The following is a 6,529-nucleotide window of genomic DNA, read 5'->3' as shown; positions in this document are numbered from 1 at the left end:
GGTCACGAGGTCCTCCTTGGCGGAACGTGATTCTTGGTCGTTTCACATCCCACCCGGAGGACCTCACCCGTTACCGCACGACCCGCCGACCGACACCAACCTCACGAGACACAACAACTAGGCGGCGGGGTTGTGGTGGAGATGATCATGGCCCCGCCTGCCATATGAAGTCAAGGCTTGAAGCGTATGCCCGCGAGTCTGCTGGAAAGAGCCTGCTGACCACGCAAAACTCGGTAACGGCCGAGGTGCCCTCTTCGTCCCGGAAATGATCGCTTCCGGGATTGGCTCGGTGTATGGAACGAGTGACGCCGGCCGCGGAAGCAATCACGCATTCCGGTGATCGGGATGGTGTTGGGTGCGACCCGGGGTTCCCGGAAACGCCTGTTGCTGATCGCCCCTCGTCGCCCGTCTCCTTCTCGGTCGGCGTCCGCCAGACCCAAGTCGGTCAGAATCTCGCCGAACGCGGCCAGAGGTGAGTCCCCGACCCATCGCGGGTACCAGTGGTCATGAATCGGAGCGTACTTCGCGTCGACGCAGATGGACGCCTCACCGGAGTCAGAGTCTCCGAGCGGCGTCATGGACGTCATGCACGGCGCCGAACCTTCTCGACCTGAGTAGATCTCGACGCTCGCGATACCCCTCATTCCGTGCAATGCCCGTTGGCGGATCGACGGCAGGTATCACACGGCGAGCTCCGCCCTCCCCTCCGGCATAACCACCGAAGACGGGGGATCACCATGCCTTTCACCTCTACGACTCTGACCGACCGGCTCACCGGCGGAATCGGGTCATCCTATGATCGCCGCGGGGGGCGCGTGCTCATCGCGGAATGGTCGGGGCGGATCACCTCGATCGACGTCAGCGGCGACTACCGCGTGCTCGGCACCGGATACGGCAACCTGGAAGACATCGAGGTCAGCGCCGACGGCCGCTGGGCGGTCGTGACCCAGCGCGACGGCGCCGTCCTGCGGGTCGACCTCGCCGCCGCGGATGCCGCTGGCGCGCAGACCGTGGCATCTGGCCTCACCGCGCCGCACCAGGTCGTGCTCGTGCGCGACCGCCTGGCCTACCTCGTGGAGTTCGCGCGCACCGGGCGCCTGCTCTCGGTCAACCTGACCACCGGTGCCGTGCGGACCCTCGCCACCGGGCTCGTCCACGCGGTCGGTCTGCAGCTGTCGGCCGACCACTCGACGGCCTACGTCACCGAGCAGGGTACGGCGGGAGGCAGGCTCACCACGATCGTCCTCGCCACCGGCGCGCGCCGCACCGTCGTCAGCGGGCTGGTGAACCCCTTCATGATGGCGTGGGCGGGGGAGGACCGCACCGCGTTGCTGATCGCCGAGCGCGACCCCGCCAACCGTGTCGTCGAGGTGTCGCTGCGGCGCGGGCTGCCCCCGATCATCTCGCCCCGGCCCCCGATCGGCACGCCCCTGCCCCCGTTCGACCGGCGCCGGCCGCCCTTCGAACGCGTCGACCGCTTCCCGCCGATCGACCTCTTCCGTCGTCCGGGGGTCACCCCGGTCGTCGACCCGACCCCGTGGCGTCCCTCCAGCGTCCAGCAGACCGACTTCGGCACCGTGGTGGTGTGCGACAAAGAGGTGCTGCTGGTCGGCATCGGCCGCCCCGCGCGCGTGGACATCGCCGTCGGCGGCACGTTCTTCCCCGGGGAGTACCGCCGCGTCGGCGCCACGGTGCACGGTGTGGCCTTCGACGACCTCGACTTCGTCGTGACCGCTCCCGAGCGGATGGGGCAGGTGTCCTACAGCCGCGACGACGGCTTCGACCCGCTGCACCCCGAGATCATGGTGCTCGCCGGCTCATCGCTGGGGGTGTGGCAGATCGAGGCGCGGCGGCGTAGCGATGGTGCCGTCCTCGGCGTCGCCGACCTCGAGACCACCGACGTGTGGGCTGGCGCCGATGGACCGCCGATCTGGTTCGAGGGCACGTCACAACCCGCCGTCACCGGGTCGACGTGGGGCGGCACCGACGGGCTGCCGCAGAACCTCGACATCCACCCGCAGTTGGGCACCCGCCGGGTGGCGATGGTGCTCGTCGACACGGCGGGCGGCCGCTACCCGGCCGACGCGTCGGCCATCGCGCAGCGCTGGGAGGACGAGACCATCAACGGCGTCTCGATCGGCGGTACCCTGCGCAGCACCCGCGCGTTCCTCACCGAGACGAGCGGTCTGGTCGACGACGGCGCGGGCAACCTGGTGCCGCGGTTCGACATCGCGCTGGACGGCGTCCACGGGCCCGTGCAGTTGTCGGGGGAGTGGGAGGACTACTTCGAGACCATCAGCCCCACCGACGGCAGGTGGCGGTTCAAGACCGCCCTCATCCAGGCCGCCGCGACCGTCGCAGACGACCTCATCGACTTCTCGACGGTGGACAGTTTCGTCGTCATCGTGCGCACCGTCGCCGCAGACGGCACCACCGCCGCGAAGATGGCGTGGCCGTACGCGTCCGGTATGACGGTCGCCACTGCCGACGGGGATCAGAGCATCCGTTTCGTTGTGATGCCGGATGACTGGGCGGCGCAGAGCACGCGGGAGAACCACGAGACCCTCGCCCACGAGCTCGGCCACAATCTGGGTCTCCCCGACCTCTACATGGACGTCGATGACTACGGTGCGATCGCCGCGCGCGACGTCACGGGGTGGGACACGATGTCGTGGGAGGGACGCTTGGGTCACTACACGACGCCGCTCAAGATGCGCCTGGGGTGGCTGGAAGAAGACGACATCCGCACCTTCGACTTCCAGAACTCCGGCGCCGTGAGCGAGGAGGTCGTGCTGCACGCCTCCTCACTGGGGTCGGCGCCGGATGGCCGGTTCAGCGCGGTGGAGGTGCGCATCGCCGACGGCTGGAACTACTACTTCGAGTACCGGTCGGAGCAGGGTACCGGCGTGGGCGACGAGGAGCTCCCCAGCGACCGCCGGGTGATCGGCACCGACGTCATCCACGGCGACTTCACCGCCCCGATCGTTCGGCGGCAGGTGATTCTGCTGCCGAACGACCCCGACGGGGACGGTCCCGTGCTCGATGTCGGCGAGGACTACGAAGAGACCGATGCCACGACTCCCACGGCCCCGGCCGACTTCCGCGTGGAGGTGCTGGAGACAACCGACGACTGGGCGCGCATCCGGGTGGAGTACGGCGCGAACTCGCAGCCCGACCCCTCGATCCGGCCGTGGCCGGGCACCGGCATGAACGCGTGGCAGAGTCCCGACATCGAAGTGTTCAACGACCGCAATCGCGCCAACCCCGAGTTCCGCAACCTGCCGTGGACGGCGCACGCGAACACGATCGTGGCGCGCGTGAGGAACAGCGGAAACCTCACGGCGACCGGCGTGCGCGTGAACTTCTCGGTGAAGAACTTCACCACCGGCAGCGCGGTGGAGACCTCGCTCGGGTTCGACATCCGCGACATCCCCGCCGGCGACACCGTCGAGTTCTCCTACGACGGCTGGGTCCCCCCGGCGGGTCAGCACTTCTGCGTCGTCGCGCGCATCCCGTTGCACGTCAACAGCGACGACCTCGCGACGGTGGAGATCACTGAACTGAACAACACCGCGCAGTCGAACTACACCGAGTTCATCTCGGCGGAAGCGTCGCCGCCTCGCCGGCAGCGCACCTTCGTGACGGTGGCCAACCCCTATCCCGAGCCGACGACGGCGTACCTGACCGCGGCACAGACCAATCCGTTCTACCGTTCCTACCTGGCGGCGTCGTCGGTGGCGCTCGGGCCGGGAGAAGAGCGGAAGGTCGAGCTGATGTTCGAGGCGCTGCACGGCACCCCCGATCTGGACCGGATGCTCAAGCACGACGAGGACGACGTCTTCCTCCGTCGGCCGAACCTGGTCGGCGTCTCCGGCACGATCGACGATCCGCTCAACGCGGAGAGCGACCATCCGCTGCCGACGGGTGGCGTCGTGGTGCGCGTGCGCACCGGCAGCACGACCCATGTGCGCGCCGGCGCCGATGCGAACGTGGTCACCGGCACCGTGACGGCAGCGAACGACGTCAAGGTCGAGGGCGGCTCGGTGATCGTCGCGATTCGCAAGGAGGGCGAGTCGCACGACCTGCAGACGCGTGTCGCCGAGGTGCACGGGGGTCACTTCTTCGTCGAGTTCGACACCCTCGTGCACGGCGCGGGCTTCATCGTCACGGCCGAGTACCTCGGCCGCGGTCAGTGGGCTCCGTCGGAGCCGTTCACGTTCACGTCGTGATGCCGACGGCGCCGAGCGCCGCCGACACGGACTGCGTCACCAGGGCGTCGTCGATCGGCGGCATCCCGGGAAGGAGCGCCCGCATGAGGAGCGGCCCGGTGAGCAGGTCGGCGACCACCTCGGGATCGGCCCCCGGCGCGATCTCGCCGCGGGCCGCGGCGCGATCGAGGATCGTCCGCGTGTAGGCGCGTCGCGGGCCGAGGTACCCGGTGAGAAACGGGGTGTCCTGCGCAGGGTCGGCGTCGAGGTCGGCGAGCCAGCCCGCGAACCCGCGGGTGACGACCGGGTCGGTGAACAGCAGCCGCTGGCGTCGCTGCACCTCGGTGAGATCGCCGCGGAGGGTGCCGGTGTCGATGTCGTCATCGGTGCCGTGCCGGTCGGCCAGCAGCTGTGGCACGACCTCGGCGAGGTTGCGGAAACGACGGTAGAACGCGGGCTTGTTCGTGCCGGCGCGAGCGACGACGTCGTCCACGGTCATCTGCGCGTACCCGCGTTCGACGACCAGGTCGGCAACAGCGTGCAGGATGCGCTGATCGATATCCGCCTTGCGGGGACGCCCGGAACGAACCATAGTGTTACTTACAGTAACGTAATTGGAGGGCACGCGTGTACAAACGCATCGTGCGATCGAAGGTCGCCGCCATCTTCGACCGCATCAACGAGGGGGACTACAGCGCAATGGTCGACGCGCTGGCCCCCGCCTTCGAGTACCGGTTCCACGGGGAGCACGCGCTCGGGGGCCGCCGCACCACGGTCGCCGCCATGAATCGCTGGTGGCAGCGCATCTTCCGGCTGTTGCCGGGGGTGCGCTTCGACATTCGCGAGGTGCTCGTCGACGGCAGCCCGTGGCGCACGCGGGTCGCCGTGCGCGCCGAGGTCGCGGGGGAGCTTCCCGGCGGCGCTCTGTACCGCAACACGGTGTTCCAGTTCCTCACCCTCGCGTGGGGGCGGGTCACCTCGGTGGAGACCCTCGAAGACCTGCAGGTGCTCGAGGCCGCGCTGCACGCCGTCGGGGATGCCGGCAACGCCGAAGCGCTCGCCGACCCCGAGACCGACTGACCGGCCCCGGCGCGACGGCGCGGGCCGGATGCCGGCGGGGTGCCGGCCGGGTGCCGGCCGGGTCAGGCCTCGCCGAGCCCGCCCGTCTCTGGCCGCGGCGCCGCGCGCATCCGCACCAGGAACACCACGTTGATCGCCACGATCACCGCGTTGAGGGCCACCATCGGCCACACCGCGACGGCGGCGTTGTAGCCGGTGAGGACAGCCGCCGCGTACAGATTCAGCGTCCGAAAGCGCCGCGGGTTCGACTGCAGCAGCGAGACGATCACGAGGGCCGATCCGAGCCAGCCGATCAGCTCCAGGATCACGACGCGGCCCGGAACGCGTCCACGGCCGCGCGCGACGGGTACGACGACTGTGCGCCGACCCCCGTCGCCGCCAGCGCGGCGGTCGCGTTGGCGTTCTCGCACGCGGCCGCCAGGCTCACCCCGGCGGCCAGGCCCGCCATGAGCGCGCCCGCGAACGCGTCGCCGCATCCGGTCGTGTCGACCGGGTCGACGGTGTAGGCCGGTGCCACCGCGAAGGTGCCGGCGTGCCCGTCGAGCAGGAGCGTGTCGGCGGCGCCGCGCGTGACGATCACATGGTGCGCCCCCCGCACACGGGCCCGCCCGACCAGGGCGGACGCCGCCGCCGCCGACAACTCGGCGGGCACCTCGTCGCCGAGCAAGGCCGCCGCCTCGTGCTCGTTGACGATGACCACGTCGCACACCGCCGCAAGCTCCGCGTCGGCGGTGCTGCTCGGTGACAGGTTCGCCACGACCCGGGCGCCCGCTTGCGCGGCCGCATGCGCCGCGGCCACGGCGGCCGCCAGCGGGATCTCCAGGCTCAGCCCCACGACGCCGGGGCGCACGTCGCGGACGGCGCCGGCGGCCTGCTCCGCCGTGAGTAGATCGTTGGCGCCGCGGGAGACGACGATCATGTTCTGCGACTGCGCGTCGACGAACACCGCGGCCGACCCGGTGGGGGCATCGGCGGCGGTCCGCACCCCGGTCAGGTCGATGCCGTCCCCGGCGAGGGATGCCCGCACCAGCGCACCGTCGTCGTCATCGCCCACGCACGCCACACAGGCAACGCGCGCTCCCAGGCGGGCCGCCGCCACAGCTTGGTTGCCACCCTTGCCCCCGGGAAGACGGGCGGGGGCGCCGCCGATCACGGTCTCGCCCGCGGTGGGCATCCGGTCGACCGTGACGACGCGGTCGACGTTGACCGAACCGACGGTGAGGACGGGGGCGATGGCCATG

5 protein-coding genes are annotated in these 6,529 nt (G+C 70.3%); 2 read left to right on the top strand and 3 right to left on the bottom strand.

Going from position 1 to position 6,529, the window contains the following annotated elements:
• Nucleotides 1-737: 737 nt before the first annotated feature.
• The gene (locus ACK5KK_RS14320; RefSeq protein ID WP_416890761.1) at nucleotides 738-4,229 is read left to right on the top strand and encodes a hypothetical protein; all 3,492 of its coding nucleotides are present in this window, start codon (nucleotides 738-740) and stop codon (nucleotides 4,227-4,229) included.
• Here the strand turns inward: ACK5KK_RS14320 and ACK5KK_RS14315 are convergent.
• On the bottom strand, nucleotides 4,219-4,800 hold the full coding sequence (locus tag ACK5KK_RS14315) for a TetR/AcrR family transcriptional regulator (protein ID WP_416890760.1): 582 nt from the start codon (nucleotides 4,798-4,800) through the stop codon (nucleotides 4,219-4,221). The genes ACK5KK_RS14320 and ACK5KK_RS14315 overlap by 11 nt on opposite strands.
• A 50-nt stretch (nucleotides 4,801-4,850) precedes the next feature.
• On the opposite strand from ACK5KK_RS14315, the gene ACK5KK_RS14310 reads away from it, so the two are divergent.
• On the top strand, nucleotides 4,851-5,288 hold the full coding sequence (locus ACK5KK_RS14310) for a nuclear transport factor 2 family protein (RefSeq protein WP_416890759.1): 438 nt from the start codon (nucleotides 4,851-4,853) through the stop codon (nucleotides 5,286-5,288).
• A gap of 62 nt (nucleotides 5,289-5,350) precedes the next feature.
• Here the strand turns inward: ACK5KK_RS14310 and ACK5KK_RS14305 are convergent, their stop codons facing one another.
• Nucleotides 5,351-5,596, bottom strand: coding sequence for a hypothetical protein (locus ACK5KK_RS14305; protein ID WP_416890758.1), 246 nt, complete (start codon nucleotides 5,594-5,596; stop codon nucleotides 5,351-5,353).
• A complete protein-coding gene (locus tag ACK5KK_RS14300; RefSeq protein WP_416890757.1) occupies nucleotides 5,593-6,528 on the bottom strand; it encodes a ribokinase in 936 nt (311 codons plus the stop codon). The genes ACK5KK_RS14305 and ACK5KK_RS14300 overlap by 4 nt, the downstream gene beginning before the upstream one ends.
• Nucleotide 6,529: the final 1 nt, after the last annotated feature.

It is taken from the genome of Microbacterium sp., from assembly GCF_047972865.1.
Taxonomy (GTDB): domain Bacteria; phylum Actinomycetota; class Actinomycetes; order Actinomycetales; family Microbacteriaceae; genus Microbacterium.
Note: the sequence above shows the minus strand (reverse complement) of the source record. Positions and strands in the feature narration are given on the sequence as shown.

Coding starts and splice junctions, on each gene's coding strand:
- ACK5KK_RS14300 (WP_416890757.1), bottom strand. CDS start 6,528: ATGGCCATCGCCCCCGTCCTCACCGTCGGTTCGGTCAACGTCGACCGC.
- ACK5KK_RS14320 (WP_416890761.1), top strand. CDS start 738: ATGCCTTTCACCTCTACGACTCTGACCGACCGGCTCACCGGCGGAATC.
- ACK5KK_RS14315 (WP_416890760.1), bottom strand. CDS start 4,800: ATGGTTCGTTCCGGGCGTCCCCGCAAGGCGGATATCGATCAGCGCATC.